Genomic DNA, 26,006 nt, shown 5'->3' on the forward strand with positions numbered 1-26,006 from the left:
AGAGGGAGCAAGTGGGGGTTATGAGCGCGTGGGCCGAAGGCTCAGCCACGCTCGGGTGTTGGAAAAACATGACGAGCCGAAAGACAATAGTTCGCGATTGTAACGCAGAACATTGTTTGTAGGCCAAAAGTTCACTAACCGTTAACTGATAGCACTCGCCGCTTCAAAAACCGTTTGAATAGCGCGACAGGTCTGATCGATCTCGGCCTGCGTCAGCGTCGGGTGGACGAGGAACATCAAGCTTTCATCTCCAAGGCGGCGCGCCACCTCTAGGCGCTTCTCCGGCCGCCAGCCGGTGCCGTCGAACGCTTTTTCAAGATAAACCTCGGAGCACGAGCCTTGGTAGCACGGCACGCCCAACCCGTTGATGGCCTCGACGATGCGGTCGCGGCTCCAGCCCTCAGCGAGCTGGCCGGGGCGCACATAGACATAGCACTTGTAGTGAGCGTGTACGCTTTCCGCGCCCGCCAAGCCCGCGAAGTCCGGCACGCGAAGGGCCGCGAATGGCCGGCAGGCCGCCCAGATCGCCTCGGCGTTGCGGGTGCGCAGGGCTGTCCAATCCGACATGCGCTGCAATTGGATGCGGCCAATCACCGCTTGCATCTCCAGCATCCGCCAATTGGTGCCGAAGCTTTCGTGCAGCCAGCGGAAGCCCCGCGGGTGCTCGCGCTCGTACACCGCCTCCCAGCTCTTGCCGTGGTCCTTGTAAGACCACATGGCCGACCATAACGCCCGGTCGTTGGTGGTGACCATGCCACCCTCGCCGCCCGTGGTCATGATCTTGTCCTGGCAGAAGCTCCAAGCGCCGACATGGCCGATGGATCCGACCTTCCGGCCTTTGTACATCGCGCCGTGCGCTTGCGCGCAGTCCTCGATGACCTTGAAATCGTGCGCCTGTGCCAGCGCCATGATCCCGGCCATGTCGCAGGGCCAGCCCGCGAGGTGGACGCAGATGACGGCCTTGGTGCGGGGTGTGAGAACGCGTGCGATGGTGGCGGGCGAGATGTTGCCGCTGTGTTCATCGACGTCGGCGAACACAGGCATTGCGCCGGCGTTCACGACGCAGGAGATGCTGGCGATGAACGTCCGCGGCGTGACGATCACCTCGTCGCCCGGTCCGATGTTCAGGGCCTTGAGCGCGATGTCGAGCGCGAGAGTGCCGTTGGAAAGCGCAACCGCATAGTCGACACCGGCCCACGTGGCAAATTCTCTCTCGAAGGCGCGGCACTCGGGACCCGTCCAGTAGTTGACCTTGTTGGAGAGCAGGACCTGCTGGACGGCGGTGGCTTCTTCGGGCGTGAAGTTGGGCCAGGGGGAGAACGAAGTGTTTAGCACGAATCAGACTTTTTGGAATGGCTTGGCAGGATTGCCGACAACGGTGGTGCCGGCGGGAACATCGCGGGTGACTACAGCGCCCATTCCGACCACCGCGCCTCGACCGATGACCAGCGGCAGGCCAGGCTTGCCTTGCTTGATGACTGCGCCGGTTCCGATGTAGGCGTGGTCTTCGATGACCACGTTGCCGTTGCACTTGACGCCGGGGGCGAAGGTCACGAAGTCGCCGATGACGCAATCATGTTCGACATAGCTGTACAGGTTGGCATGGAAGTGCTTGCCGATGCGGATGTTGGACGTGAGCGTCACGAAGGGGCTCAAGGCAGCGCCCCCGCCGATGTCAACGTCGTCCATGATGACGATGTTCGCGTCGGCCACTGTCCAGGGCGCGACGCCATCCTCTAGGCAACGTTTGGCCAGCCTTTCGCGTATTTCACTGTTGGCGATTGCCAGAACAGCATGACGCAAGGGGGCCTCGGTTTGCAGGAACTCTGCATATCGCAGCACCTTGTGCCCATTCACGACCGACGCCGACGGGTTGTCGTCTATGAAAACGAGTTGAGAGGCTGCAATACCTTGACTCTGCAACTGCGCGCGCGCCAGAGGCATCAAACTGCGGCCACAACCACTTGCGCCGTACACGGCAAAGAGTGAAGTGCTCATTGATTCTTGCCCGCTTGTTGCGAGCCTGCGAATCGCGGCATCGTCGCCTCGCCCACAGCAGTGACGCCTTCGCGCAAGAGAACCTTCTTGACCGTGAGCCAAAGGATCTTGATGTCGAGCCACATGGAACGGTTGTCGACGTACCAGACGTCGAGCTTGAATTTTTCTTCCCAGCTCAGGGCATTGCGCCCATTGACTTGAGCCCAACCCGTGATGCCAGGACGAACTTCATGGCGACGAGCTTGTTCCGGCGAATACAACGGCAGGTAGTCGATCAAGAGGGGTCTGGGACCGACGAGGCTCATGTCTCCTTTGAGGACGTTCCAAAGCTCGGGTAGTTCATCCAGGCTCGTGGAACGCAAGAGCCGACCGAATGCTGTAAGGCGCGTGGCATCGGCCAGCAGTTGTCCATCGCGACCCCGCTCGTCAGTCATCGTGCGCAGCTTGATCATTTCGAATGGGTGACCGCCCAAGCCTGGACGGGTCTGATGAAACAGGACAGGCGAGCCAACTTTTCGCCTGACCTGCCAGGCGAGGAACGCCAGCGGGATGGACAGCACCAGCAATGCCGACGCGGCAATACCAAAGTCGAATAAACGCTTCATCTTTTTTTAAGTTCAGATCTCGAGCCTCGCCGCGTCGCAATTGCATCGGCATCGTGTGCTGCGGCGGGTTGGAGCCGTTCCAACCAATCCACCCACTTGTCGGCAAGCTGCGCACGATCGAAACTCTTTTCAGCAAGCGCGCGGGCGCGCGCGCCCATTGCCTTAAGCGCAAGCCGATCGCTGGCGGCTCGCTCCAATGCATCCGCCAGCGCGGCGGGGCTGTCTGGCGGAACGGCAAAGCCGCAGTTGTGCTCTTTAATCAGCTCTGCGAGCCAGCCCGGGTAGTTGTTCAACACCGGCAACCCGGCGGCGATGTAATCGAAGAACTTGTTAGGCGACGTGCCGTAATAAAAAGCTGGGACATTGTCCAGAATCTGCAATCCCACGTCTGTGGAAGCCATCAAGCCCGCGAGTCGCGCCTTGTTGACAGGGTCATGGAACAGAACGTTGTCCAGACCCTCGCGAGTGGCCCGGGCCTGAAGCGCGGACTTCAACTTACCTTGGCCAATAAGCAGCAGCTTGATGTCCTCGCGTCTGCGGCGCTTGAGCTCCGCAGCCCCATCCAATAGCGCGTCCAGCCCGTTCGCCATGCCGTGCGTTCCGGCGAACACGGCCAGCAAGTCGTCCGCGCGCACGTGCTCGGGGCGCCAAGGGGTTGCTTCACCCGCAAAGATGCCCAGGTCACAGCCATTGGGAATCAAATCCACACGCTCGCGCGAAACACCCCGACGAACAATGCCTTCGACAATGCCAGGCGACAGGCCAATCAAACGATGAGCCGATCTGTAACTGGCCCACTCCAACACACTCATTAAACCGAGCAAGAGCCGGTTTCGAATCACGCCCATGGCGCGCGGCAACTCTGGCCACAAGTCACGCACTTCAAACACAAAAGGCTTGCCCCGCAACCAGCGCGCGACGATACCGGGAATGCCAGCCGTCAAGGGCGTTGTGGTTGCGAAGACCACGTCATAGCGTTCCGTCATCACAAGCCCTACGCTGCGCATGGCGAACTTGAGAAAGGCTCCGGTGCGCTTGATCAAACCATCGCTGTTGGAATATGCAAGATTGAACTCTACGATCTCGATGCCATTGGCCATGCCCCGACGAGACCCGTCGACAAAAGGCGTGTCCAGGCCAGTTTCGCCGCCGCCATAGCTGCCGCACACCATCGTGACTTGATGGCCCCGCGCAACGAGGCGGCGCGCCATTTCATAGGAGCGAATGCCCACCGAGCCTTTTGGAGTCGAGAAATGTTGGTGGAAATAAAGAATCTTCATGCTGTCCATCGGTATTCCGTCGTCAGAGTTCCCGGTTTTTCGACTTCGATTTCAAGCACGGGAAGGGATGTTTTTTCGAGATAGTGGCGAGACTCCCAGCCCTCTACCAACTCACAGCGCACGATCGGCATGCTCGCGCTCACCTCCAAGACGTGGTGGCCGTTCGTCAATCGTTGGCCATCCAACCGCCAACTTCCTGGCGCCACGCGCCATCGCAAGACGGCCCGGCGCGAGAACCCTTTGACCTCGTCCACAACTCGAAGCCGGGTGTCGTAGAGGCTGGTGCGTCGTCGATGAATGGCTCGGTGGCCGTCGCGATAGCCGGCGGCAAACCGCGTCACCTGTGCATTCTCTGTCAGCGGCTCAATGAAAGACGTCTTGAGCCAGTCGCCGAATAGGAAGCGGCTGAGACGAGGCATCTGGTCGCGATCGTCAAATTGCACGGTGTTGTGGCTAGCCGTACCGCCGAAATAGTTCAGCCAACCCGGGTCGGTGTTGTAGCTGAATGAGCCAGCGTCGCGCAGGAGGTTGTCCCCACCTAGCCACAGATCGAGATGCAGTGCATCGGCCTGGCTGGGTCGGAAGCGAAATCGAGGGAAGCGCAGCATGGCCATCGCGGATCCCCGCCGCAACACGGCAAAGCCGCCGTCATTGGCTGCCAGGTTCGACGGTTGCGGTGCATTCGACTGCGGCAGGGTCACGCCGAGCCAAGGAAGAGCGTGGTTCCATGGGCCGTCTTCGGCGTAGGCACGCCCCCCCGCAAATAGCACCGTGGCCAACTGCACAGTCGGTCGATGGTCCCGATACGTTGTGTCCGCCAACTGCAGCAGCCGCGCTCCGTCATTGGCGCCGAGGTTGGGACCATCGCCATTGATCGGGTTGATCATGTGACGCAGCCAGAGCGAGGCCGCCTTGGCGCGCTGCTGCCAGCGCACGGAGAACTCGGGCAGTTCCATGTGCCGGCGCCACACTTCCACCATGCACACGGTGTCCACAACCATCCGGTGGTAGTTCAATGAATATTGGCTGAAACTGCCGTCCAATCCGATCAGCCGGGCCATTCGATTTTCCAACCACTTCCGTCCCTGCCGCTGCCAACGCACACCATCCCGTACACCCTGCGCCGCCAGCCAACTGCCGCCGATGAACAACGCCGCCGCTTCCGACGTCCCGTGGTTGTTGTCTTGTGCCACCGCATACTGAATCGTCGGCGCAATTCGTTGCAGATGAAGTTGAATCAGGTCGCGCAGTGACGGTACTGGATCTTTGACCTGCTGCAGCATCAGCGCCGCAATGGCCAGGTGCATGACACGAATGGATGCCTCCTGGCCGCACTTCCAGTTCGGGCCACGGTATGGCGGGTTCAGCTTGCACCAATCGGCCAACCAGTTGTTCAGTCGGCTTAACGCAGCCGCATCACCGCCACGCGCGTGCTGGGCCAAGGCCAGCACCCAATCCATGCGCGAGAGTTCCCAAATGAGCTTGATGTCGCCCACAGTTGGGTCGAAGTCAGGTATTTCCCACCATTCACGATCCACCCCATCTACGCGCCGGCCAGTCAGAGAATTGGCAAGCCAATCTGGCGCATCGTTCGCCACTGCGTATGGCCAACGGCTGAAGAGTTGTGCCGAAGTCCGCCACGAGGAGACCGAATGATGCGGCGGTGCCTCTCCAGAAACTGCCGCAAAGAATGGCCCGCATGGCCCCACAGCCCGCAGGCGGCGAACAGGATTCAGTCCCAACTTGACGCCAATGCGATAAGAGGCGGCGCGTGCAATGTTTCCTCCGCCGAGCGCGAGCGCGGTGGCTGCCTTGGTCGTGAAGGCGTTCATTGCTTTCGCAACTGCTCCGCGACATCGATCGTCGCCCGCGCCACCTCAAAGATCTCGTCCACTGGAATTGCCGACGTACCCTTTTCGATGGCTTGGAGGAATGCGGCGGCGCATGCGTTTTGCCCCTTGTCCTGCTTCCACAGATTGAGCTTGCTGAAGCCCGGCCAACCGTAACCCTTGAGCTTGCGGAAGTTGTCCAACTGCAGCACGCGCCCGCCGGCAAAGACCTCCACCCGCTCCTTCGGGAAACTAGCCGCTCCATTGGCGAGGTACAGGATGGTGCCAAACGATCCGTCTTGGAATCCGAGGGTGATCGAAGCCTTGTCTTCTGCGACGAGCAGCCCCGGCGAATCGCCCATGCGACGTGCCTGAATCGACACGATGGGGCTACCCGCCAGGAATCGCATCAAGTCGATGAAATGGCATGCCTCGCCAATGATACGGCCGCCCCCAATAGCGCTGTCCTGCGTCCAGTGGTTGGCGGGAATCGCACCGGCGTTCATGGTCATGATGAACGACTTCGGCTCCTTGACCGCCTGCAGCAACGCCTTCATCTTTTGCACCTGTGGCGAAAAGCGGCGATTGAAGCCCACCATTATTTGAGGACCACGTCTCGTCTGGCGGTCGTTGCCGACGCCAACTGCATGGGCCAAGGCATAGGCGGCCTCCACGTCTGCCAGTTCGACGTGTTGGATGGCAAGCGGCTTCTCCACAAATACATTCTTGCCCGCCTTAAGTGCTTCAGCCACAAAGCGGGCATGCGTGTCATGACGGGTGACGATGGCCACGGTATTGATCGCCTTGTTCGCCAACATCACTGCCATATCGGTAGAGGCCTCGGCGAAGCCAGCCTTCTCCCCATGAATCACGCCATTGATGCCACCCGTGGTCACGATGGTGTGAAATTGGGCGCCTGCCGCTTTGAAGGCTGGAATCAACATCCGGGAGGCATAGTTGCCTGCGCCGATAAAGCCCATTACTGGGCGCTGAGCATCAAAGTGCCTACGAGTCGCCAGTGACACGCTGCGCACAGTGCGCTCGCCCACTGGAGAGGTGTACTGCAGCAAGATGCCAAGGCCACTCTTGCCTTGTGTGAGTGCCTCGTAGGCCTTGGGAGCGTCTTCAAAAGCGAACCGATGCGTGATCAGCGGCTCCACGTCCAACTGACCGCTGGCCAACATATCTAGCACTGCCTCGAAGTTGCGCTGTTCCGTCCAGCGCACGAAGCCGAACGGATAGTCCTGCCCGAGGTCTTCATACGCAGAGTCGTATCGTCCCGGTCCATAAGAACAGGACACCTGAAAACTCAGTTCCTTCTCGTAGAAGTCGGCGCGGTTCAACTCAAGCCCGGCCACGCCCACCAACACGATGCGTCCGCGCTTGCGGCTCATGCGCGCCGCCTGAGTCACCGGGTCGGTGGACTTGGTGGACGCGGTGATGATTACCCCATCCACGCCATGCCCTCGGCTCAACGCCATGCCCGCAGCCACCGGGTCTTCCCCCGCGCCGGGGTTGCAGGTTTGTGCGCCAAACTGCCGCGCCAGCGCCAGCTTGGATTCGTCGAAGTCAATCGCCAAAACCCGGCAACCCTGCCCGCGCAGCAGTTGCACCGTCAGCAGACCGATCAGACCCGCGCCGGTGACCACAAATGCCTCGCCCAACGTGGGCTGCGCCAAACGAATGCCCTGCAGGCCAATGCTCGCCACCACCACAAAGGATGCGGCCTCGTTGCTAACACAATCCGGAACGCGTGCACACAGATTCTTCGACACCTTCACCACATCGGCATGCGGGCCGTTGGACACCACCCGGTCACCCTCCTGGAACCCGTCCACACCAGAACCCAGCTCAGCGACCACACCCACGTTGCAGTAGCCCAAGGGAAGCGGCTGCGCCAACTTGGACTGCACGGCCTCGATGGTCGTCATCAAGCCATCAGTGGCCACCTTCTCCAACACCATCTTGACCTTGTCCGGTTGCTGGCGAGCCTTCTCGAGATACGAGGCCTTGCCGAAATCGACAAGCATGCGCTCCGTACCGGCAGAGATCAAAGTGGTGGATGTATGGATGAGCAGGTGGGCCCTGCTGACTTGGGGGGCAGGAGCCTCTATGACGATCGTCCGGCCCCTGGCCATGTCTTGTAGTACTTGCTTCATTGATTAAAGTTGAATTCTATATTCTGCCGGCTGCTTCATTTTATATTCGACACATATTTAGCAAAGCCGAAATAAATAAATGCAAAAAAAGTCATCACAACTGGGGCATAAAGGGAGCCTCGCGCCATCATGATTCCTGACAATCCAAGCACAGTCCAAATGAGCACATAAAAAAGATGGGACTTTTGTCTATTAAGATATCGGGCGCTGAGAAAATGAAATAAATGAGTGAGCGGAATCCACGCGGGAAAAAAATAACCGGCATCAGCAAAAATTGAACCAAAATACGTTGGATGCATAGTCCCCTCATGCATAGGCACGTAGTGCTGAAACATTGCATATTCAAAGTCATCCGGCTTTATATTAAAAATATCCACCGGAGAAGGAAGCCAGAACAAGAGGGTTCTCAGCAAATATGAGAAGTCCCCGAATTCCGCTGCTTTGCTGAAAGTCTCAATGTAATAGTAAAACGCAAATCTAATCGCCGTATCGCTAGGGCGATCGTTGATTGCATTAAAAAATTCTATTGGATTGAAAAATAAATCAAGTCTGGCATCGATCGACGATTGATTTCTCAAGACAAGCAAGGCTGCAAGAAGAGTTAGCACAATTTGCACACTCAAAATCAGCACCCCAAGTTTCAGAAACTTGCGACGAGTCGTGAAGATATAATTTGCAAGAAATGGCAAGAAAACCGCAACAATTGGCTGTCTTGATCCACCCAAAAAAGCGAAAACAATCAAATAATATCCAATTGATAGATAAGCGATCGATTTCCTATTTTGAGAATATGCCCAATAAGCAAATCCGGTTGCGCACACTACGTTGTAGCTTAGAAGAAATTGGCCGAGATAAGTAAGCCCCTCCCTTCTATCGGTAAATCCAAAATTCAAAAAAAATAATGGTCCAAAGCTTTGTATTAGCTGAATTATTGGAACCAGAGTGAGCGCGATCAGAATGATCGGGAATATCAATTCAACTCTTTTCGTCTCTTGGAATTTAATTTCCACATGGGACGCAATTGGGAAAGCCTCGTGCAAGAGATAGAAAAACAATAGAGAAATAAATGTTATTATCTGTGCCCAGACCAACGTTTCAATATTTTCTTGAAACCAAATGGAAAATTCAGATCCTTTAAAAATTGAGATAAAAGGATCTGCCACTGAAGGCAGAATGAATAACAATAAAATCCCAATCCAAAAGAACATGTGCGGACTCTGCAGACGAACTGCCGCTCTTAGCAATACCCAGCAGATCACTAGGTTGCATATCCATATTGCGTAATAAATTGGAATCATGGCGATCGAGATCGTTCGCTTACTTATCGATCGCGATGAACATTAAATATCTCGCTCTTATGTGGGCGAATCCTCTTAGTGTACGCAAGGAAAAATTTTTCACTCTCTGAGTTTGATGATGATTGATGTGTTGCCTCCGATCTCAAGAGCGATGATCTTACTGCCGAGTCGAATTCGGCGTAGCAAAGAGGATTGACTATCTTTGCTCCCGTCGCTCGCTCACACACATTTGAAGCAATAGCAGGTACGCCAAGCGAAATCGCATCCGCTACAGCAATTCCCCAACTGTCAATATGGGTTGGCCGGAGATAGGCATCCGCCGTGGCCAGCGCTGCGAGAAAAACCGCTTCGGTCTGGTGAAAATAGATCGCAAACCGTTCAGGGTCAGTCATTTGCTGTTGGAGTTTGCTTAGGTAGGCTTGGTCCATGTGCTCGCCGTAAAAAAACAGCAGACCGGCACAGTCGGGGTTTTCGTTGACGAATCGGACAATGAATTCGAAGTTGTAGCTTCGGCTAACATGTCCGGAAGAAACAACGACGTATCGATGGCGCACTCTTATTCGGGCATGCCTGTCGTCCACGAAGCCAGGTGCAACGTTGGGCGCGGCAATTTGCGATTTCGTATGCACGATCCTGGCCTCCCCGATACCTAGCTCGCGGTAAAGCGAGACATGGTCGTCGCAGAGTGAGAAGACGCAGTCGATTTTCGATGCGGCCTTGCTGAGCAGTCGTCGTGCGAAAGTGCCCAGTGCTCGATGGATGGACAATTGGGAGCCGTTGTGAAGGGTCAGAAAAAACTGTCTTCCCAGCTTCGGAAGGACGGCGAGTGCAACCAAGGCGTGGCATCCTGAGTAGTTGAAATGCACGATGTCCCCCCGGAAGACGCATATGTGCCAGACTAGCCACAGTTGCTTAAAAAGGCGGTGGCGGGGAGCTACCTTGAGCGACTTAGCGAGTGTTGGTTCTTTCTCACCGGCATGAATGTCGAGGACATGAAAGTTCACCTCGTTTCCGATCTGATTGACCAGGCGCCCAAGAAATACAGTAACGCCACCACTGGGCCGGGGAAGGCCACCGATCAACAAGACGCTGGGCTTATGATTGTTCACGTGGGCTTTCTGTATCGAATTGACTGGACAGCAACACTGTGCAGCCGTCGATGTTTTTCAGCGCTGTGCCATAGGCGTGTAGCAAATCTGCCCTGGGACAGATGCCAGCCGGAAATTGCAGGCTACCGAACTGAAACAAGCGAAACGGCAGCGCATCCTTGGTCGCCTGAAAAATCGAGTGCACTTCGCCGTCGAGATGGCCAGCGTAGATGTGGGCATCGTCGGTGAGAATCCCCGCTCCACGGCGAGTTGAGAACAGTTCCAGATACTTGTTGCCGCGAACCCGGTCCGGCTCAACAGCTGTTGAAAAGACTAGCCGGGCGTGAGCGGTATCGGCCCGATAAATGGAACTGCCCGCAACGGGCTGCAGCGTTTGTATGGGCTCGAATCCGTGCGGGCCCAGCGGAACGCAGTTCAGGTGGTTGAGCTCCAGTTGGGTGTCTGTGGCATATATCAGGCGATCGGTGGTGACTTGCAGCCAGCAGGCGCGGCTGTTTTGGCCGGGAGAGCCGATGCGGGTGACGCGAGTGAATTGTTCGCGAGCCTCCCAGATAGCGGCTGCGTCGCCGAAATCGCCCGTGAGCACATACAAGCAATGACGATCCGGATCCTGCACGATGTTGTGCACATGATTAATTTCACCGTGCGGGAATGTGAAGGTCGTAGTCCATCGCCCGTTTTCATCGCGGTGGAATATGCGCGCCTCCCCCTTGCCAGGATTGCCAAAGTATTCGCCCAGGTAGATACCGGGGTGAAATCCGGCCACGTTCACCCTGGTGAATCGCAACGGTCGGCCGCCGTGAGGGAGCACGAACTCTTGAACGAGCGAGCCTTCTTCCACGTTGAGCCTGTAAATGGTGCCTTGGTGGCACAGCAAGCAGTGAATACCGTCACCAAGGTCGCACGCAGGGCCGACTTCCAGGCGCAGAAGTCTGCTGGTCGATCTCAGATGGCTGAGAAATCGCTTGAACTTGCGGGCGGGCAATCGCGCTACGTGTATGAACTGCGTCAGCGCCAAATCTGCCAACACGAGATCAAAACCACGTGAGAGCAGTAGTCGGTCCTTCCAGTACAGCAGCGGCTTGTAGCCCTGCAATGTCTTGAGCAGGGTACTTTTCATTGCGACATGGACCATAAGAAGTACGGATACCCCCTAGATCTTCTGTCGCCCAGAAAGCGTAGAAGCGCCCGCGACTCCAGCGAAATAATAGGGAGCGATTCCAACCGTGTTTCGCGCGCTACGCCCGAGTGCAGCAAGTCCGCGTTCAGCTTGCGTTCGCCGTAGTACATGGCCCACTTAGGATGTCGCTCGCGCACATTGACCAGCATTTCTGAGCCTTGGTATTTCACTAAGAACTGCCGTGATCGATACCAGCCTGCGATCGGCCAGTTGTCTTCCTGACAGTCCTCGGCCACGTGAATCATGGTCAGACTGTGAGCGAGATCAACCCCAAGCATGAGTATCTTTGCGTTGTGCTTGGCGCAGTAGGCCCAGGCCGAATTGGGGCCACAGGGCGTCGAGTCGGGAGTGCCAAGTTCGTGGGCCATCATGGCGCGGGCATGCTGACCGAATGCGACCACAGTGTTGAGTGGAAAGCGGCTGCGAACGGCTCCAGGCCTTTTCATCAGCTTGTGCGGCAGCGCGCCTGTCCATGGGGGCGTTCGCTGTACGTCATAGGTCCAGACGCTTTGAGACAGATCTTGGCTGATGCGTTCAGTGCCGATAGGCGCTTCGCGGTACTTGGGAATGGCCGGCATGACCAAGGTTCCATCGTCACCCACTACGTCCAGCAACAGATCGATGATCTCGCCAGGCGTAGCCCCAGTCGGAGCGAGACTTTGCATGCTGGAGTGGACGATCAGAATATCTCCCCGTGCGACGCCGTGTTCGCGAATCGCCTCTGATAGTGCCGGGAGTGTGATTGGTTTTTCTCTATCGACCAAGCACGCCGCCGTGACGGCGCCTTTTGCCGATTTTCGAGTGACACGCTTAATCAGGCTATTGACAGCTGGGTACTTCCAATAGAGCACACGAACCCCCACTTCCAGTTGGGGTACTTGCGAAAAAATCCACTTAACCGTCCTGATCATTGGCTATTCTGGGTTTGTTCCGGATTCACAGCAATCGTGGCGACGAGGACCAATAGGGCCACTGCGCAATAGGCGAACAGGAAACTGAGAGAAACGTCCTCGCTGTCTGAGGCAAAGAGATAGGTGCCAGTCAACGCCACAAGCGACCAACACACACTGATCGATAGCAAAACGCCAAAACGACGCCGCGCCATGAATTGCTGCAATGCGGGGGTAAGCGCAAAGGCAAGCGCCCCTGCGAGGATCAGGTTGCGTACGGTAGCAATGCCTTGTGGCGAGCTGGTCATGCCATACACCTGGAGCAGCCGCGGAGCGCTCAGGTAGATGCACAGCGTCAATGGAAGCGAAACGGCGGCGAACAGCAATGTCAATTGGAGACTTTGCTTTCGCACCGTGGCGGGTCCGCTCGCTGAAACAAAGTACGGAATCAGTACGCCTCCGAGTGTGGCTGGCACCAACAGCATCAGCGAGTACCACTGGAATCCGACGTTGTAGTACGCGAGATCGTTGATGGAGAATTTCGATGCATTTCGCAGGTTACAGAGATAAATAGCCAGCATCCAGATCCCCGTGTAGCCGGCGAAAGGCAGTTGGGAAAGGATCATGGGACGGAGTTCCGAAAGTGCGCGGGACACGCTGTTCTTCAACGAGCCTTTCATGTTGCTCAGCAGATTGGTGGCGGAACCCGCGCCGACCAGCAAGAACGCAGCAGAATAGGCGCCGCCAAGCAGTGCTGAGTTCGTGCGGATTGCCGACGCCAGCAAGAATGCGACCGCCACCACCATTGCCAGCGCACAACTCTGCAAAAAGAAGGCGCGATGCCGGTTCGTGCCCTGATAGGTTGACTGAGTCGTCTGGAGGAGGATCAAGGCGGGAGCAAGGATGGCGACCACTGCGAAGTCCCTGGAGTCGCTGATCGCCCTCAGACTCAGACGGGCACTGAGCATCCCCAGAGCCGCCGCGAATACGCAGATCATCGCGCTGATCAGAAATATGGCAGTGGTCTTGTCTTCAATATCAGCATCGTTGCGGTGGCCTCCCAGTGCGGTCAGGATGGCTGGCGCCAGCCCGAGTGCACTAAGTGCCGTGATGGTGTTGGCCGTATTGATCGAGAACGCAAAAGTTGCGAAGTTCTCTTGTCCAACGGTTCGAGCCACGTACAGCGAGGCCACGAACGGAATGGCCTTCTGGAGAATGCCTCCGGCCATACTGTAAAGCGCAGGGGAGCGTAGTCTCGCGAACATTAGGTACGAGCGCTTCGGATGCGCACAAGGTGTTCCGCCAGCTCACTTTCATCAAAGCGCGAACCGACCTTCTTGGCCGGCACACCCGCCGAAATTGAGTACGCCTGCGTGGACTTCGCTACAACAGCACCAGCACCGACGACCGACCCTTGGGCGATCGTAACACCTTCCAGAATTACTGCATTTGCGCCAATCCAAACGTCGTCCTCAATGGACACACCTTTATCGTCCCCACCAGACTTCTGATTGTCCTGCCACATGAGAATACCCGTATTCCGAATTCGATGATTACCTCCAAGGATCATTACCCCTGGCCCAAACATAACGTTAGAACCAATTCGGATTTTCCCGTGTGCGCAACTGAACCACGCACGGCCACCGATGAATACGTTGTCACCAAGTTCGATAGTCGCGTATGAGAAGTTCGAATTCAGCGGATCAAAGACAACATTTTTTCCGCTCCGGGCAAAAGATGGCCGGCAGATACGTTGACCGATCGCTCGGCTGGTCCGGTGGAGGAGTCGGAGTGTGCGGTGTATGTAATTCATAACTTACCGTTAAGTAGGAGGACAGTATTCTCGTGATAGAGCGCATCGGCGGGAGATCCTCGATAACACATCAATCTTTGCGAACGATATAGATTCGACAAAGCAGTTCACATCTGAATGACACGCATACGCCGTCCTGCGCAGGGTTAGTGATCCATAATTACTGAATGCTCGCGCTGATGGGTTGACTGTCGCATGCCCCAATTCAGCGCCAAAGCCCCCGCGTGTCAACCACCGCTCGTGTGCCGAAGTCGAACTGCTTAAGTGCCTTGAACTGTCTGTGGTCGACAAGCAGGAGGAGGATATCCGCGCCTTCAAATCCGGTGACAGTGTCAACTAGGGTAAAGGGCTCTTCATCGTCCAGTGAATCGATGTTCGGTTCTACCGCCCAGACGGGTCCGGGGTGGGTCTTACCTAGGTGGCGGGCAATTTCCAGCGAGGGGCTTTCGCGTAGGTCATCAATGTCCGGTTTAAAAGTTAACCCGAAGCATGAAATCTTAATTTCAGTGGCAGTTTTCTCCGGATGCTTCATCAGGCAATCTGCCACCGCAAGCTTAACCTTGTCAATCACCCATCCGGGTTTTCCGTCATTGACTTCCCGTGCAGTTCGAATTAGCCGTGATTCCTCCGGGGCAGCGGTCACAATGAACCACGGATCCACCGCTATGCAATGACCACCAACGCCGGGTCCCGGTTGTAGGATATTTACACGGGGGTGGCGGTTCGCCAGTTTTATGAGTTCCCAAACATTAATATCGAGCTTGTCGCAAATGAGAGAGAGTTCATTGGCAAAGGCTATACTCACGTCGCGAGCGCTGTTTTCCGTGAGTTTGCACATTTCCGCCGTGCGGACGTCCGTAATGACGCACTCGCCTCTTACAAAGATTTTGTAGAGCGTGGTCGCCGCTTCAGCACATTTAGGCGTCATGCCGCCGATAACACGGTCGTTTTGCACCAACTCACGCAGCACATGGCCGGGCAATACGCGCTCCGGACAGTGAGCCACCCGAATGTCCGAAGCCTCTCGATGGGTTTGGGGAAAACTCAGGTCCGGTCTCGCCTCCGCAAGCCAAGCGGCCATTTGCTCCGTTGCACCTACCGGCGATGTGGACTCCAGAATCACCAAGTCGCCCTTCTTCAGAACAGGCGCAATCGACATGCTTGCCGACTTGATATAGCTCATGTCAGGCTGATGGCCGTCCTTGAAAGGGGTCGGCACAGCAATCAGGAATGCATCAGCCGGCTCGGGCTTGGTGACAGCGCGCAAGTACCCCTCCGTGACTGCGGCATGCACAACCATGTCCAGATCGGGTTCTACGATGTGGATCTTTCCTTGATTGACTGTGTTCACCGCCTTCTGATTAACATCTACACCCACCACATTGAGCTTGCGTGAGGCCAATACCGCAGCGGTGGGCAGTCCTATGTAGCCAAGACCAATTACGGAAACGGTTTTAAAGTTCATGCGATCGTCAGGAAGAGGAAAAATCATTAGCAACCAAAGCTTGCGCGATGCGTCGGCACGCTTGCCCGTCGCCATAGGGGTTGTGCGCAAAGGACATGGCTTCGTAGGCCGTTGCGTCGGTTAAAAGGATGCGGACCTGCTCAACGATGCGATCTGCATCCGTGCCAACGAGCTTGACGGTGCCGGCATCAACGGCCTCGGGCCGTTCGGTGGTGTCGCGCATCACGAGCACGGGTTTACCAAGAGACGGCGCCTCCTCCTGGATTCCACCTGAATCCGTGAGGATCAGAGTGGCGCGATCCATCAAGTACACGAAGGGGAGATAGTCCAGAGGCTCGATCAAGTGAACGTTGCTGATATTCCCGAGCAGGCGTTTCACAGGCTCTTGCACTTGCGGGTTCAGGTGGACGGGGTACACCACCTGCACATCCGCGTGGCTCTGGGCGATGCGTGCCAGCGCTTGGCAAATGCGCTCAAAGCCATCACCAAAGTTCTCTCGGCGATGGCCGGTAACGAGCACGATTTGTTCTGCCGGGTCGATGAAGTGGAAGGTCTTGGCGAAGCTCCTCTGCAAGGCCGCATCTCCGTTGATCTTCTCGCGCACCTGCAGCAACGCATCAATGACCGTGTTGCCGGTCACATGAACGTTGTTGGCTGCAACACCTTCGGCCAAGAGGTTGTCACGTGACGTCGTGGTGGGCGAGAAGTGCCAACGTGTGAGCACGCTGGTCAGCTTGCGGTTGGCCTCCTCAGGCCAGGGCGAATAGAGATTGCGAGTGCGCAGTCCCGCTTCCACATGGCCAACATCAATACGCTGATAGAAGCCGGCCAGCGATGCCGCAAAAGTGGTCGAGGTGTCACCATGCACCAACATCACGTCCGGTCGCCAAACGTGCAGTACATCCCTTAGGCCTTGGAGCACGCCGCCCGTGATGTCCGTTAGGTCCTGACCCGGCTTCATGAGGTTGAGATCAAACTCCGGCACGATCTCGAACAGCGCGAGGACCTGGTCCAGCATCTGCCGGTGTTGGGCTGTGACGCAAACCTTGGCATCAAACTCCGGATGTGCCTGAAGGCACCTCACCAGCGGCGCCATCTTGATGGCTTCAGGGCGAGTTCCGAAAACTAGAAGAACTTTCTTGGCAGGCATGATGCGTAAGAATCCGAGGGGTTCAAGAAGGGGAGCGGGGGGCAATGAATTTCTACAGATGAGCAGGACCACGCTCGGCTTGAACACAGAACGATCACTGCCTTAACCTAGTACTTGTAGGTCGCATATCGATAGCCGCTGTACTTGTAGCCAACGCCATAGCCATAGCGCCGCTTGCTCGTGTTCAAGTCGTTGAAGATCACGCCCTTGGTCTTGACGCCGATGTCGATCAACCGTTTGTTCGACTCGTTGAGTTCGCCCAAGGTCGTGATCTCCGCGCGGGCGACAAGGAACACCGCACCGGCAAGCGATGCGAGGATGGCCGTGTCCGACGCTGCAAGTACGGGCGGCGTATCGATGATGACCATGTCGTATTGCTGCTCGGCTCGTCGGACCAGTTCCGCCGTTGCAGGGGACATCAGCAACTCGGCCGGGTTCGGCGGCAAGATGCCGGTGCTCAAGAAATCCACTCCCGGCGCCACTGCGCGATGCAGCGCGTCCTCCAACTTCACGCCTCCGCTCACGACCTCACTCAGCCCATTTTCCCGGCCCAGGCCAAAGTACTGACTCAGGTGGCCCTTGCGAAGGTCCGCGTCGATCAGCAGGACCTTCTTGCTCACGGCGCCCAGCACCGCAGCCAGGTTCACGCTGGTAAACGACTTACCGAGGCCGGGTGTAGGCCCGGTAATCAGAATGACGTTGTTGGCCGCATCCAGCATTGCAAACTGCAACGCCGTTCGCAAACTGCGGAGGCTTTCAACAGCAGGCTCTTGCGGCGCGACGACCGCCAAGACGTGGCTGCCCGGCACCTTGTTCCTCGCATCCTCCGCTAGCCTTACCTGCGCCTCGGAGTGCGGCACGCTGGCAAACACGTGCAGGCCGGAGTGCTGCTCTATGTCCGCAGGGTCCTTGATGCCCGGACGCAAGCTGTTGCGAAGGAATGCCAAGGCCAGTCCGCCGAGCAGGCCCAGCACTGCGGCCAGTGCAACCACCAGCGAGCGTTGCGGCTTCACAGGCTTTTTGGTCACTGCGGCCACGTCCACGATGCGCACGTTGCCCACCTTGCCCTCTTTCACCAGGCGCAATTGCTGCGCGCTGTTGAGCAGGTTCACGTACAGGTCGCCGTTGACCTTCACGTCCCGCGTCAGGCTCAGAAGCTCCTGCTCGATGTTGGGCAGTGTCTTCACCGTGCGATTGGCCTCGTCCAGCTTCGCATTGATGGCGCTAATCTGCGCATCGACGGTGCGGATGCTGAAGTGCTCCGGCGTGTACAGCGCAAGCAGTTCCTTGCGCTTTTGCTGCAGCGTCAGCAGGTTCACGCGCAACTGCACCGTCGCCTCCAACAAGGCCTTGCCTTCGGCATCGAGGTCGAAGGTGCTGTTGCGGTTGCGAAACTGGTTGAACTTGGTCTCCGACTCTTCCATCTGGTGCCGCAGTTGGGGCAGGAAGGTATCGAGAAAGCTCAAGGATTTTTCGGCTTCTGCTGCCTTTCGCTCCGTGTTCTGCCGCACGTAGAGCGTGCCGATCTCATTCAGAACGCGTGCGACTCCGCGGGGGTCCTTGCCTTCCAGTGTGGCGCGGATCACACCCGACTGCTTGCCCTGCTCCGCGATCTTGAGGTCCTTCTGCAGGTCCTCCGTGACGTTCAGCGGAAAGTAGCGCGTGATGTAGAACTCGGCGCCGGGTTTCCCACGGGCACCTGCCAGCACCAGCTTGCCTTTGCCGCCCTCGATCTCGTAGTTCAACGGCTGGCCCACAACGCCGGCGCCCACGACGTCGCTGTCTGGCGAAACGAGTTCGTAGCCCTGCACAGTCAAGCGCACTTTGAACCGCTGGCCTTCCAGTTCGTCAGGCACTTCGAACTGCTCCACCGTCAGCGATTCGTTGCCACTGACGTAGCCGCCCATGCCAAGGATGCCGGGGTTGGAAGGCGCTTTCGCACGGCGCGCAAGCCAGCGGCCAACCAGCGGCACATACTTGGGCGTCACCTCCACGTAGAGGCGCAGGTTCTCCACGGCCTGCTCCACAACCAAGCGCGATCGCAGGATCTCGATCTCGCCCGTTGCCGGCGAACGAATGTCGAATATCCCGGAGGCCGAGCCGAGCATGCTGCTCATCGGGTCGCCCTTGCTGTCCTCCACCTGGATCATGGTGTTGGCTTCGTAGATGGGCGTGCCTAGAAACGCATACGCAACGCCAAGCACGATCGCGAATGCCGTCACGGAGGCAATGAGCCAACGGTTATCGAGCACAACGTCCAGCAGTTCAAGAAGGTTGATGTCGTCTCTGTTGCTGGCCGGCCTCGGCATGCCGGGCGCGTTGATCTGAGGGGGATTCATTAGCTAAAAATCGGTAAAACGGTTGTTCTTTGTCGGAAGCGCTGCTCAACCCAACTGGCGGATGCGCGGCACCCAGCTGGCGACGCCTCGGGCTATGTCTGCAAAGGCGGCTTCGAACGCGGCCTTCGGCTGCCGATGCGGGTCGGCGATGTCGAGCCTTTGCGGCTCCCCCATCCTGAACACCCTGCCGCGGACAAGCGGATAGCGTTGTTCGATCTCGGTCCTGTGCGCTTGCTCCATCACAAAAATGACGTCGGCGCTCTCGCACATCCAACTCGCAACCTGCTGCGCGCGATGCTTCGACAAGTCCAGCCCATTCGCCGCCGCCACTTCAACCGAAAACGGGTCGGCCGGATCACCCACGAGCGCCCCCAGGCCTGCGGACCAGACCTTCTTCTCCGGGAACTCTCGGGCCAGCATGGCCTCGGCGATGGGGCTGCGGCAGATGTTGCCGACGCAGACCACAAGGATGTTCTGCATCAGCGGGTCACCGACAGCGCGTTGCCGACGCCAATCACTTGTGCGCTCGGCAGGATCATGCTGATCACGCGGTTCCAGCGCACCAGCGGCACAGGGTCCACATAGACCACGTCGCGCGGCTGCAACTCAAAGCCTTCGGCCATCGCGTAGGCCACAGGCGTGCTGGCATCCAGGTGGTAGATCTCCGGATTGCCGTCGGGCTTGGCGCGCACGACATAGATCTGGCGTGGATTGCCGCTGCTCACACTCACGCCGCCGGCCTCGCCGATCGCCTGGTTGAGCGTCAGGCGGCCATTGCGCAGAGGCTGAGCCACGGGGCGCGTCACTTCGCCCATCACGTACACCTTGGCATCGTCCTGGCTGAACACGCGCACCATGTCGCCGTTGCTGAGCAGGATGCTGGTCGGGTTGATGCCCAGCGACGGCAGTTGCTGCATGTTGATGAGCGTGGTGATGCCGCCGCGCTGAATGGTCACCATCGAGCGGTCGGCATCCGTCGCAAAGCCGCCGGCACGGTTGATGGCCTCGGGCAAGGTCATCGGGATGTCGTTCACGGCCTGCAGGCCGGGCAGCCGCACCGATCCGTCGACATACACCCGGCCATTGCGGAACGACTGGATACGCACCGTCACCTTCGGCTCGTTGAAATACCGGGCCAGGCGCTTGGTCAATTGGTCGCGCACTTCGTATTCCGTCAGGCCGCCTGCCTTGAAATCGCCGATGTACGGAAACTGGATCAGGCCTTCCGCGCTCACGTTGTAGCCGTTGCTCACCGGCGAGCCACTCGTTGCGTCGGTGGTGAGGGAGCCGGCCGGTGCGAGCACCAGGTCAGGGTGATCCCAAACCACGATGTTGAGGATGTCGCCATAGCCGATGCGGTAAGCCGATGGCTTGCCAAACAGCCGCTTCACCTCTTCGCCTACATCGGTAGCGCGCGCCGCGCGTTGCCGGCGGAGCAGGTCCGGCGTGATGTCCGTTATGGCACCGGGGGGCGGCACGTCGCCTGCGGCATCCATGACGTTGGCAGACGAGCGCGCGTCGTTGGGCGTCGTGTCGTCAAACGCAATGCCGGGCGCAAGTGCGCAACCCGCCAGCAGCGAGACGGTGGACGCCAGCGCCGGCCATCGGACAGACGGAATGAGCGATGCGACTCGCTCCAGGGAAGGTTTCAACATGGGAGAAATGACGAAAGGTGGCAGCCACCAAGGCCGCGAAACCGGGTCGACTGCACCGTCTCTGCAGACGGTTTGCACAGAGCGATGAACGTGATAGAACGTTTCCATGATTTTACACGGAGCGTCTATTTACCGGCCGCGCTGCGGAGGCGCGGCAGGTTTTCTTCGAGATAGACCAGCCCGGAACGGTCGGAGTTGAACGTTCCGTTCAGCACCGCGCCCACGGGCATGACGCCCATGTTCGTGGTGATGAGGTTGGAGTCTTCGCGAATAAGCGTTTCCACCGCATAGGTCCAGCGGGGGTTGCCCACCACTTGGATGTGATGGATCGGGCTCATGTCCTTGCGAGGCGTGAGCGGGATCTGGATCTCGATGCCGGCAAACATGTGCGACGTCGGCTGGTAGTCGAACTTGCTGCGGCGCACATATACGCTCACTGCGACGTCATGGAACCACTGCTTGATGCCGAGCTTGACGCCACGGTCGTTGTTCATGAACTGCCCGGCTGTCGCCTCCAGCCAGGTGTGTGTCGGCGTGTAGGCATAGCGGTAGCTGGCCAGCAAGGGGCGCGCGCGCTCGATCAGATAGCGGTCGTATTCGGTGGTGCGGTCAAACTGGCCGCCCTCGACGCCGAAGCGGTGATGACCATCGCCCGGTTCCCAGCGGAGTTCGCCGTATACACCGCGGTAGTTGGTGTCGAAGCGGCCCGCTGCGATGTGCGCGGTCAGGGCGTTGGCGCCCAAGCGCGTGGCCAGTTCCTGGTTGCCCTGGCCGAACAGCAGTTCGACGGGCAAGCGCACCACCTGATGCGCCAGCAATCGGTCAGTGGTGTCGACGATACGGCTGTTGCCGAACACGCCGCCCGCGCGAAAGTCGCTTGAATCGGTCACAGGAGACACGTGGCTGGCCTCGACATACGCGCCCTTCCACAAGGGCTGCTGCAGCGTGCCACGCACGCCCAGCGAATAGTCGAACACGCCGTATTCACTGCCGAGCGAGCTGCGCAGCACCGGCTGCAGCATCAGGCGCGCGGTCGACCAGCTCGGGGCATTGCCCCGCACCACCCAGGCTGCGCCGTCGAGCGATGCGTCCACGGCGGCGGTGCCCGGTGCGGAAAGGCGCACGGCCGGGCAACCTGGCTTTTCCAACGCGATCCACTGGGCAAGGCAATCGGTCTGGCCGCTCGCACCGACGATGGCAACCTGGCGCTGCGTCATCACCAAGCGGTAGGGCACGCGAGCGCGGCCCAACTCGCGCGCGACGACGCCCAGCGCCACGCCAAGGCCATCGACGGAGTTGACGTTGTAGGTGGCGTTGTTGAACTTGACGGCGATGGCGCCGTCCGACAGGCGGCCGACAGAGATGTCTTCGAAGCCCTTGCCGCCGAGTGCCTTGGCGAGTTGCGCCAGTTGGTCGTCCGTCACGCGAACCGGGCTGCCCATCGCCCCGGCTTGCGCGGCTTGCGGCAGGGGCGCCGGGTAGGCATCGATGGGCGGCGAGGCAGGCAGGCCGACGGACGAGAATTCGAGCGTGGCCGGTCGCGGCGCTGCGGATGGGGCCAGCGCCCCGGGGGCGACCGGCGGCGTATAGGCGGGGCGCTCGGTCGAGACCTTGTAGAGCGGCACGGTGAGGCCAACGCTGAACCAGTTGCGCGAGGTGTGCGCGTCACCCGACATGCGGGTGTTCGCGCCGATGTGCGCGGCCCAGCCGGCGGGCAGCCATTCGGCCGGCGCATACAGGCGCGCACCGGCAAATGAACTGCCGTCGGTGTATTCAAGTTGGCCTTGCAGCCAGGGAACCGGGCGCCAGGCCACGCTGGCAAACGGACCATTCAGCGGCGATGCGGCGCGAGCGGCCACGGCGGTGCGGTTGCTGCGGTACGCATAGCCGAGGCTGAAATCGAGGTTGCGTGCCTCCAGCGCCGTGTATGACGCCACGCCGTAGTAGGTGCGGAAGTTGGTGGCGGCGCCGCCCAGGTCGGTCGCGCCGACAGCAGCGTGCCAGCGGCGGCCGTTGTCGAGGTACGAGCCGGCCTTGAAGTTGAACGAGAGGTCGCGGATGCCGCAGTCCACGTTGAAGCAATTGGCGTTGAGCGTGTTCGCGGCCATGCGGCCGGATATCTCGAGGTTGGGCAGCAGGCCGAACCCGACCACGAGGTTGTGCCCGCTTGTTCCGTTCCCGCCGGTAAGCCGGGCGCCGACGACTTCGTTCTCGTAGGCAACACCCATCGCGCCCCAACGCAGGAGCGGCGCAGTCGGCGTCACCGACAGACCCGTGAACCCCGCACCACTGAGCATGAGCGTGTCCTGTTGCGCGAGTGCCGGCTGCGTGGCAAGTGCCAGCAACGCCATGCCTGCGCCTACGTCGAATACCCGTCCCATTGCTTTTCTGAATCTCTGAGTTGAAGCGGGGCCCTCACAAGGCAAAGGGCAGTCTTTCGACTGCCCTTTGATGAGAGTCCCGCTTGTAAGCGGCCTCGGGTTTAGTTGCCCGAAGCGCCGGTACCGGCGGTCGCGCCGGTCGGTCCGCTGACAGGCAACGGGAGCTTGTCGCCCGCAGCCTTGGCGGCCGCCAGCGCGGACGCCTTGACAGAGCCGTCCGCGTTCTGGGTCACGCTAGCGATGTTTTCAAGACACTTGTCGAGGTCTGAACCCAACACAAAGCTCACTACATCGAAGCCCAGGGTTCGCGCAGCTTGCAGGAACAGATTGGACTCGGCCTCCGTGTGGCCGTCCGCAATCAGCAGCGCCTTGACGACGTCCAGGACGGTCGCGCGATACGACGACGCCGCTGCGACGAGGCTGTCGGCGAAGGTACCATCCTTGGTGACCTTGTTGATGAGTTCAGCCATCGACAGCGACGTGGGGCCGACGCCAGCAGCGGCTTCCGTGACCTCGACGAGCAAATCAGTCAGCGGCGTGAAGTTGGCCACGGTGCCCGAAAACAAGATGCCGCGATACGTCAAATTGCCGAGCTTGGCAGACCCGATGCACGGGTAGGTGATTGCCGCTTTGCCCGTCGTATAGAACCCGAGCGCATTGGCCGTACCGGCAAGGGTTGCGCCATTGGCGCAGGTCATGTTGACGGTCGCACCGGCGAGCAACACGCCGCGGGCCACAGTGCCGGACACTTCCGTGCCGGTGCCGGTGCCGCTGCCACCACCGGTCACCGGTAGGAAGAGGTTACCTCCGCCACCGCCACCGCCGCCACCACAAGCGGCAACGGACACCAGCGCCACGGCGCATGCGAAGAGTTTGACCCAGTGGGTTTTCGCGATAGATTTCATCAAAGGTTTTCGGTTAGGGCTCTGGAGAATTGCGGATGGCGGTTGTCTCAGCGCATGGAAACACCTGCCCGGGAGCTTTCTGCACCCTGACTGCGATGGGACGCAGTCGTATACATTCTTGACCAACTGTAGTTTAGCAGGAACATATTGCGGCGCCGCAATTTAACGGAACGGCGCGATCGCAGACGTTTGGCCAACTACCAGCCTGTTAGCTTCCAAATTCGCCAAGATGACCACAATTGTCGGCGCTCATCTGCCGTTCATGGACAGCGGCACAAACACAACACATTTGCACAAATAGTTGAAGATGCCGTCTTGATGGCGACAAAAGCGCCTGAGCTTGCGGATTGCGGTCAGAGCGCCTTGCGCAGATTTGCAGGCGCGATCCGCAGCGCCTCGCGGTACTTCGCCACCGTGCGCCGCGCGCACTCGATCCCCTGCTCCTTCAGCATGTCCGAGATCTGGCTGTCCGACAGCGGCTTCTTGATGTTCTCGCTGGTCACGAACTGCTTGATCAGCGCCCGCACCGCCGTGCTTGACGCATTCCCGCCAGTTTCCGTACCCAGCGCCGACCCGAAGAAGTACTTGAGTTCCACCGTTCCGTAGGGCGTCGCCATGTACTTGGCGGTCGTCACACGGCTGATCGTCGACTCGTGCAGGCCGAGTTCGTCGGCAATCTCGCGCAGCACCAGCGGGCGCATCGCCAGTTCGCCGTGCACGAAGAAGTTCTTCTGCCGCTCGACGATGGCGTTACTTACGCGCAGGATCGTGTCGAATCGCTGCTGTATGTTCTTGATGAACCAGCGCGCCTCCTGCAGCCGCTGCGACAGCGCCTGACTGCCCTCGCCCCTGTGCGCCTTCAGCGCGCCGGCGTAGATGTCGTGCACGCGCAGGCGCGGCATCACGTCGGGGTTGAGCATGACGCGGAACTTGAGCGTGGCGCCGCGGCCGGTGCGCGTGACGATCACGTCGGGCACGACCACGTTGCGCTCCACGTCCACGAAGCGCCGGCCCGGCTTGGGCTCCAGCCGCGCGATGAGCTGCATCGCCGCGCGAACCAGTTCCTCGTTGCTCTTGGTGAGCGTGGCCAGGCGCTTGAAGTCGCGGCGGGCCAGCAGGTCCATCGGCAATTTGCAGATGGCGATGGCGACCTTGCGCACCTGCTCCTCGTCCTCGGATTCATCGGCATGCGCCAGCGCGCGCAGCTGGATCGCCAGGCATTCGCCCAGGTCGCGCGCGCCCACACCGACCGGCTCCAGGCTCTGCAGCAGGCCCAGCGCCATCTGGAAGCGATGCACCAGCTCGTCGAATTCGTCGTTGTCGTTGCCGGCCAGGCCCGAGGCCAGCGCGGGCAGCGAGTCCTCCAGGTAGCCGTCGTCGTTGAGCGACTCGATCAGGAAACTCAGCGCGGCGCGGTCGGTCTCGTCGAGGCGCAGGCCCAGCCCCTGGCGGTGCAGGAAGGCCTGCAAAGACTCCTGGCTGCGCGCCAGCTCGGTGGCGTCGGCGCGCTCGTCGCCGCCCAGGTTGTTGGCGCGCGCGGGGGCGTCGCCGCCCCATTCGCTGTCGTCGGGCACCATGTCGACGGTGCCGTCGCCGCCCCAGTCGGGCTCGCTGTCGGAGACGCCGTCCGCGGTCGCATCGGCGCTGGCGGCATCCGCTTCGCTCGACGCGGTGGCAGAGGCAGGGCCGTCTGCGCCGTTGGCGATGGGCGGAGTGGCGAACTCGTCGTCACGCGGCGGCGGCGCGTCGGCGGCTTCGAGGCCGAACTCCTCGCGCGCGGCCTCCTCGGCGGTGCGTTCGAGGAACGGGTTGTCGTCGAGCATCTGCTCGACTTCCTGGCTCAATTCCAGCGTCGACAGTTGCAGCAGCCGGATCGACTGCTGCAATTGGGGCGTCAGTGCCAGGTGCTGCGATACGCGCAGCGACAGGCCTTGCTTCATGCCGAAGGCC

Annotated in this window: 20 protein-coding genes; all 20 read right to left on the reverse strand. The window is 59.3% G+C overall.

From position 1 onward, the window contains the following. Positions 1–141 precede the first annotated feature (141 nt). The 20 genes from HCU76_RS12200 to rpoN all read right to left on the reverse strand — a co-directional run bounded on the left by HCU76_RS12200 (position 142) and on the right by rpoN (position 25,996). Positions 142–1,335, reverse strand: a complete 1,194-nt coding sequence (locus HCU76_RS12200; RefSeq protein ID WP_218509419.1) for a DegT/DnrJ/EryC1/StrS aminotransferase family protein — start codon at positions 1,333–1,335, stop codon at positions 142–144. A 3-nt stretch (positions 1,336–1,338) separates the two neighbouring features. Beyond that, positions 1,339–1,998, reverse strand: coding sequence for an acetyltransferase (locus HCU76_RS12205; protein WP_218509420.1), 660 nt, complete (start codon positions 1,996–1,998; stop codon positions 1,339–1,341). Further along, the gene (locus HCU76_RS12210; RefSeq protein WP_218509421.1) at positions 1,995–2,603 is read right to left on the reverse strand and encodes a sugar transferase; all 609 of its coding nucleotides are present in this window, start codon (positions 2,601–2,603) and stop codon (positions 1,995–1,997) included. The genes HCU76_RS12205 and HCU76_RS12210 overlap by 4 nt, the downstream gene beginning before the upstream one ends. After that, positions 2,600–3,892, reverse strand: a complete 1,293-nt coding sequence (locus HCU76_RS12215) for a glycosyltransferase family 4 protein (RefSeq protein ID WP_256354152.1) — start codon at positions 3,890–3,892, stop codon at positions 2,600–2,602. Before HCU76_RS12215 ends, HCU76_RS12210 begins: the two co-directional genes overlap by 4 nt. Further along, positions 3,880–5,715 (reverse strand): heparinase II/III-family protein, encoded by a 1,836-nt coding sequence (locus HCU76_RS12220; protein ID WP_218509422.1) that lies wholly within the window; start codon positions 5,713–5,715, stop codon positions 3,880–3,882. Before HCU76_RS12220 ends, HCU76_RS12215 begins: the two co-directional genes overlap by 13 nt. After that, complete coding sequence (locus tag HCU76_RS12225; RefSeq protein WP_218509423.1) at positions 5,712–7,871, reverse strand: bi-domain-containing oxidoreductase; 2,160 nt, start codon at positions 7,869–7,871, stop codon at positions 5,712–5,714. The genes HCU76_RS12220 and HCU76_RS12225 overlap by 4 nt, the downstream gene beginning before the upstream one ends. A gap of 35 nt (positions 7,872–7,906) precedes the next feature. After that, positions 7,907–9,079, reverse strand: a complete 1,173-nt coding sequence (locus HCU76_RS12230) for a hypothetical protein (protein ID WP_218509424.1) — start codon at positions 9,077–9,079, stop codon at positions 7,907–7,909. A gap of 113 nt (positions 9,080–9,192) precedes the next feature. After that, a complete protein-coding gene (locus tag HCU76_RS12235) occupies positions 9,193–10,278 on the reverse strand; it encodes a glycosyltransferase (protein ID WP_218509425.1) in 1,086 nt (361 codons plus the stop codon). Beyond that, positions 10,265–11,398, reverse strand: a complete 1,134-nt coding sequence (locus HCU76_RS12240; protein WP_218509426.1) for a hypothetical protein — start codon at positions 11,396–11,398, stop codon at positions 10,265–10,267. Before HCU76_RS12240 ends, HCU76_RS12235 begins: the two co-directional genes overlap by 14 nt. Beyond that, a complete protein-coding gene (locus tag HCU76_RS12245) occupies positions 11,395–12,369 on the reverse strand; it encodes an AAC(3) family N-acetyltransferase (protein WP_218509427.1) in 975 nt (324 codons plus the stop codon). The genes HCU76_RS12240 and HCU76_RS12245 overlap by 4 nt, the downstream gene beginning before the upstream one ends. Continuing rightward, positions 12,366–13,613 carry a lipopolysaccharide biosynthesis protein gene (locus tag HCU76_RS12250; protein WP_371319804.1) on the reverse strand — a complete coding sequence of 416 codons (1,248 nt, stop codon included), beginning with the start codon at positions 13,611–13,613 and terminating at the stop codon, positions 12,366–12,368. The genes HCU76_RS12245 and HCU76_RS12250 overlap by 4 nt, the downstream gene beginning before the upstream one ends. Beyond that, positions 13,613–14,161, reverse strand: coding sequence for a DapH/DapD/GlmU-related protein (locus tag HCU76_RS12255; RefSeq protein ID WP_218509429.1), 549 nt, complete (start codon positions 14,159–14,161; stop codon positions 13,613–13,615). The genes HCU76_RS12250 and HCU76_RS12255 overlap by 1 nt, the downstream gene beginning before the upstream one ends. Positions 14,162–14,366: 205 nt before the next feature. Further along, positions 14,367–15,626: a UDP-N-acetyl-D-mannosamine dehydrogenase gene (wecC, locus tag HCU76_RS12260; RefSeq protein ID WP_218509430.1), complete on the reverse strand. Its 1,260-nt coding sequence runs from the start codon at positions 15,624–15,626 to the stop codon at positions 14,367–14,369. 7 nt (positions 15,627–15,633) lie between these two features. After that, the gene (gene wecB / locus HCU76_RS12265) at positions 15,634–16,776 is read right to left on the reverse strand and encodes a non-hydrolyzing UDP-N-acetylglucosamine 2-epimerase (RefSeq protein WP_218509431.1); all 1,143 of its coding nucleotides are present in this window, start codon (positions 16,774–16,776) and stop codon (positions 15,634–15,636) included. A 107-nt stretch (positions 16,777–16,883) separates the two neighbouring features. After that, on the reverse strand, positions 16,884–19,115 hold the full coding sequence (locus HCU76_RS12270; protein WP_256354153.1) for a polysaccharide biosynthesis tyrosine autokinase: 2,232 nt from the start codon (positions 19,113–19,115) through the stop codon (positions 16,884–16,886). A gap of 45 nt (positions 19,116–19,160) precedes the next feature. Continuing rightward, the gene (locus HCU76_RS12275) at positions 19,161–19,598 is read right to left on the reverse strand and encodes a low molecular weight protein-tyrosine-phosphatase (protein WP_371319823.1); all 438 of its coding nucleotides are present in this window, start codon (positions 19,596–19,598) and stop codon (positions 19,161–19,163) included. Beyond that, positions 19,595–20,770 carry a polysaccharide biosynthesis/export family protein gene (locus HCU76_RS12280; RefSeq protein WP_218509433.1) on the reverse strand — a complete coding sequence of 392 codons (1,176 nt, stop codon included), beginning with the start codon at positions 20,768–20,770 and terminating at the stop codon, positions 19,595–19,597. Before HCU76_RS12280 ends, HCU76_RS12275 begins: the two co-directional genes overlap by 4 nt. Before the next feature lie 125 nt (positions 20,771–20,895). Beyond that, positions 20,896–23,121, reverse strand: coding sequence for a YjbH domain-containing protein (locus tag HCU76_RS12285; RefSeq protein ID WP_218509434.1), 2,226 nt, complete (start codon positions 23,119–23,121; stop codon positions 20,896–20,898). 131 nt (positions 23,122–23,252) lie between these two features. Further along, on the reverse strand, positions 23,253–24,056 hold the full coding sequence (locus tag HCU76_RS12290; RefSeq protein WP_218509435.1) for a hypothetical protein: 804 nt from the start codon (positions 24,054–24,056) through the stop codon (positions 23,253–23,255). 353 nt (positions 24,057–24,409) lie between these two features. After that, positions 24,410–25,996, reverse strand: coding sequence for an RNA polymerase factor sigma-54 (gene rpoN, locus HCU76_RS12295; RefSeq protein ID WP_218509436.1), 1,587 nt, complete (start codon positions 25,994–25,996; stop codon positions 24,410–24,412). Positions 25,997–26,006: the final 10 nt, after the last annotated feature.

This window comes from Variovorax sp. dw_308 (assembly GCF_019207085.1).
Lineage (GTDB): Bacteria > Pseudomonadota > Gammaproteobacteria > Burkholderiales > Burkholderiaceae_C > Variovorax.